This window comes from Neisseria sp. P0009.S007, assembly GCF_051962515.1.
The window spans coordinates 1-3,703 of record NZ_JBQCVF010000030.1 but is presented as its reverse complement, the minus strand read 5'-3'; the positions used below and the strand labels follow the sequence as shown (position 1 = coordinate 3,703).

Here is a 3,703-nt window from a genome sequence, read left to right as displayed (position 1 = left end):
TCATCAAACTGTATTGAAAGGCCGTCTGAACGGCATGACTTTACATCCGTTCAGACGGCCTTAGGTTTTCAAAGCCCTATTAAGAGGCTTGAGAGATTGTATCCAAAACTTCCTGCGCGTGTCCGGCCACTTTGACTTTGCGCCACTCATGGGCGATTTCGCCGTTTTCGTCCAGCACAAACGTGCTGCGCTCGATGCCGAGGGATTCTTTGCCGTAAAGCTTTTTCAGCTTGATCACGTCAAACAGTTTGCAGACGGTTTCTTCTTTGTCGCTCAACAATTCAAACTGGAAGCCTTGTTTGGTGCAGAAATTCTGATGCGATTTGACACCGTCGCGCGAAATGCCGACAACGGTATAGCCCAATGCTTTGAATTGTTCCAATCGGGCATTGAAATCCAAGCCTTCGGTGGTACAGCCGGGCGTGCTGTCTTTAGGATAAAAATAGACAACCAACGGCAAATGTTCGGCGGAGTTAAAATCGCTACCGGAAGAAGATGGGAGTGTGAATTGATATTTTGACATATTATTCCTTTCAGACGGCCTAAACCTAGCCTACGTTTATTTTTCGCTTAAATTCAAATAACTGCGCGTACCTTGAAAATCTTCCAATGTACGCAACAAAAGCTGGAAGTAGTCGTCATTGCCGGCTAAATCCAACTCATCGGCATTGACAGTCAGCAAAGGCGCGCTTTGATACAAATGGAAGAAATGACTGTATTCGTCATGCACCCGTCCCAAATAGCCTTCGGGAAACAAGCTGATAATGCCTTCGTGACGTTTTTGCAGACGTTTGCGGTTGTTTTCGACAGCGGTTTGCAGATAAATCACCACATCGGGCTCCGCGTATTGCGGCAGAATGCGTTGCTTCATATCGGCAAAAAGCTGCTGCTCGTCATCATTCAAAACGATGGGCGTAAAAATACGGTCTTTTTCCGGCAAAAAATCAGCCACAACCATTCCGCCTTGCGCGCATTGGTCTTCAATAATATTCACGCTTTCAGCGCGGCGCATCAGGAAGAAAAGTTCGGCAGCCAAGCCATTATTGGAAACATTGCTGTAAAACTTCATGAGAAACGGATTGTGATCTGGATTCTCCGACAACAGCAACGCGCTGAAATGCTCTGCCAAGCGGCGGCTCAAAGCGGTCTTGCCGCTACCGATGGCGCCTTCGACAACAATATAACGAGGATTCATAGTAACTCTTTTTAATGTGTCTCCCAACAATATTTTATAGCAAAAAAGGCGTGTCCAACACGCCCTTTCTTGTTTTCGTCCGTTTTTTCAGACGGCCTTTATTCTTTCAACAGGTGAATACCCTGCTCACCCAAAGCCTGAGCCAAATCAGCCGCACGTCCATGCTCGCCCAACTCGAAATCCGGAAGGATTTCGGCCAACGGCAACATAACGAAACTGCGCCCATGCGCGCGCGGATGCGGCAAGGTCAGATGCGGGTCATCGCTGCGGATACCGTCAAAATCGATAATGTCCAAATCCAAGGTGCGCGGCGCATTGCGGAAGGTACGTTCGCGCCCAAATTCGGCCTCGATGCGGTTTAACTCTGCCAACAGCGCTACGCCATCCAATGATGTTTTCACGGTACAAACGGCGTTCACAAAATCGGGCTGATCGTCATAGCCGACCGGCGCAGTCAAATACAGGGAAGATGTTTTTTCGAGCCGAACATGAGGATGCGCGGCCAATTCGGCCAAAGCGGCGCGAATCTGTTCGGCAGGATTGGCGAGATTGCTGCCCAAAGCGACAACGGCAAAATGCGGATACATTTCAGACGGCCTCTTTTAAAACGGCAGCGTTTTGGTTTTGGCAAGGAAAACAATCGTGGCAACACACGACATGGCCAAAACGTAGACGATATAGAATTTCGGCGAACGCGGACGCGAACGCATCATAATCATGCCCAACACAATATAAACCAGCAACAGCAGGATTTTCATACCGAGCCACGGCGCATTGAACGGCGAAAAATGAGTAATCTTCATCAGCCACAAGCCGGTAAACAGCAACATGGTGTCGTTCAAATGCGGCATGGCTTTCCAAATGCCTGCCAACGGTTTCTCAGGATGACGCCAGAGCAGGAAAAAACGGATGTTGAACAACAGGATGGTAATGGCAACGAAAATCTGATGGCTGTATTTTACAAACAGATATTGCATAGCAGTTTCTTATGTTGAGGGTTGAAAAACAAAGCAGCTATTTTACCGCAAACATCTATTTCTGACGCAACTTTTCAATCGCCAGCAGATAGGGAGGCGCATTGCGGCGGTTGACAAAGCCATAGCGTAACACGGCAAAGGCTTCCTGCGGCAAAGTTTCCGTCCATTGCACAATCGCTTCAGCCTCTATTCGGCCGGCTTCATGTCCAGGATACAATACCGCCACGGCAAGCCCGCCCTCTTTCAGCAAACCCAAAGTATCCGTCAGCGCACGGATACTGCTTGCTGCTTCAGTTGTACAGCTTTTATCGCCTCCCGGCAGCCAACCGAAATTAAATACTGCGGCATCTAAAGGCTCGTCGATATAAGACAAAAGGTTTTCATGGCCGTCATGTATCAGGGCTACCCGACCATCTACGCCGTTTTCTTTCAGACGGCCTTGAGTCTGCGCCAGTGCCTTGAGTTGCACATCAAATGCCCACACCCTACCCGTCTCGCCAACCGACTGCGCCAACAGCAAAGTATCATGCCCGTTTCCGGCCGTCGCATCCAAAGCGCGGCCGCCTGCTTTTAAGGCTTGCTGTAACAGGGAGTGGGCAAAGGGAAGAATGTTCTCAAGCAGCATGATAAAGGTCGTCTGAAAATAAAAATACCCTACCGCAAAAGCGGTAAGGTATTGAAAAACAGGAATGCGTTACATCATTTATTCGGCAGGTTGTTGCACAGTCTCAACTTGAACCGGAGCAGCTGCGGCAGCGGCTTGAGGTTGTTTGTTTTCGTGTTGCAGGCTGACTGCGCGTGCAGGAACGATTGTTGAGATAGCGTGTTTGTAAACCATTTGAGTGACGGAAGTATTACGCAGCAGAACAACGTACTGGTCGAATGATTCCACTTGGCCTTGCAGCTTGATGCCGTTTACCAAGTAGATCGAAACCGGAACGTGCTCTTTACGCAACGCATTCAAAAAAGGATCTTGTAACATTTGTCCTTTAGCTGTCATATTCTTGAGCTCCATTATTATGATTGTAAAGACGCCAAAATCGGCGTTTGATGGGATTGTAGCCCCGAATAGGATAAATTACCAACTATTTTTTTCTATCACACCATTTAGGAATCCAGCAATAAGGGAACTTCACGTCAAACCGACTGTTTCATTTCCATATTCACAACAATCCCAAATCCAAATTGGATGTTTTTTAAAATTCGGCAAATCCTATCGAAAATATGCCATGAAGCTCTAACGAGCTGTTTTTCATTAAAAAAAGGCCGTCTGAAATTGTTCAGACGGCCTTTATGCTTATTTGCTGAATTGTTTTTTCACGCTGACTTTGGTTTTCTTCTTGAAGCGGTTTTTCTCTTCCTTGCGGCCTTCGCGTTTCTCAATACGGTTGCTCAAGCTGACACGGCGCAGCGGTTTTTTCTTCGGTTTGTCTTCCGCATTTTCATACGGGTTTTCCGAAACATTGTATTGAATTCTGAGCGGCGTACCTTGCAGATTGAAGGCTTTGCGGAACGTTTGGGTCAAATAGCG

Annotated in this window: 6 protein-coding genes and 1 pseudogene; all 7 read right to left on the bottom strand. The window is 47.6% G+C overall.

Annotation, left to right across the window (positions count from 1 at the left end; genetic code table 11):
- Positions 1-79: 79 nt before the first annotated feature.
- Entirely contained in the window at positions 80-523 is a 444-nt protein-coding gene (locus ACTHS3_RS04740) for a peroxiredoxin (RefSeq protein WP_004519440.1), read from the bottom strand.
- 36 nt (positions 524-559) lie between these two features.
- Positions 560-1,195, bottom strand: a complete 636-nt coding sequence (locus tag ACTHS3_RS04735) for a deoxynucleoside kinase (RefSeq protein WP_004519439.1) — start codon at positions 1,193-1,195, stop codon at positions 560-562.
- Between the two features lie 98 nt (positions 1,196-1,293).
- Positions 1,294-1,782: a 2-amino-4-hydroxy-6-hydroxymethyldihydropteridine diphosphokinase gene (gene folK, locus ACTHS3_RS04730; RefSeq protein WP_004519438.1), complete on the bottom strand. Its 489-nt coding sequence runs from the start codon at positions 1,780-1,782 to the stop codon at positions 1,294-1,296.
- Positions 1,783-1,797: 15 nt separating this feature from the next.
- A complete protein-coding gene (locus ACTHS3_RS04725) occupies positions 1,798-2,172 on the bottom strand; it encodes a SirB2 family protein (RefSeq protein ID WP_003681989.1) in 375 nt (124 codons plus the stop codon).
- A 55-nt stretch (positions 2,173-2,227) separates the two neighbouring features.
- A complete protein-coding gene (locus tag ACTHS3_RS04720) occupies positions 2,228-2,797 on the bottom strand; it encodes a tRNA (mnm(5)s(2)U34)-methyltransferase (RefSeq protein ID WP_004519437.1) in 570 nt (189 codons plus the stop codon).
- Positions 2,798-2,875: 78 nt separating this feature from the next.
- Positions 2,876-3,172: an RNA chaperone Hfq gene (gene hfq, locus ACTHS3_RS04715; protein ID WP_036493792.1), complete on the bottom strand. Its 297-nt coding sequence runs from the start codon at positions 3,170-3,172 to the stop codon at positions 2,876-2,878.
- A 297-nt stretch (positions 3,173-3,469) separates the two neighbouring features.
- Positions 3,470-3,703, bottom strand: a pseudogene (locus tag ACTHS3_RS04710) (ribosome biogenesis GTPase Der); the annotation flags it as partial.

What these genes read in the sequence shown, in the direction of transcription:
- ACTHS3_RS04740 (WP_004519440.1), bottom strand. Translation starts at nt 523, where the DNA reads ATGTCAAAATATCAATTCACACTCCCATCTTCTTCCGGTAGCGATTTT.
- ACTHS3_RS04735 (WP_004519439.1), bottom strand. Translation starts at nt 1,195, where the DNA reads ATGAATCCTCGTTATATTGTTGTCGAAGGCGCCATCGGTAGCGGCAAG.
- folK (WP_004519438.1), bottom strand. Translation starts at nt 1,782, where the DNA reads ATGTATCCGCATTTTGCCGTTGTCGCTTTGGGCAGCAATCTCGCCAAT.
- ACTHS3_RS04725 (WP_003681989.1), bottom strand. Translation starts at nt 2,172, where the DNA reads ATGCAATATCTGTTTGTAAAATACAGCCATCAGATTTTCGTTGCCATT.
- ACTHS3_RS04720 (WP_004519437.1), bottom strand. Translation starts at nt 2,797, where the DNA reads ATGCTGCTTGAGAACATTCTTCCCTTTGCCCACTCCCTGTTACAGCAA.
- hfq (WP_036493792.1), bottom strand. Translation starts at nt 3,172, where the DNA reads ATGACAGCTAAAGGACAAATGTTACAAGATCCTTTTTTGAATGCGTTG.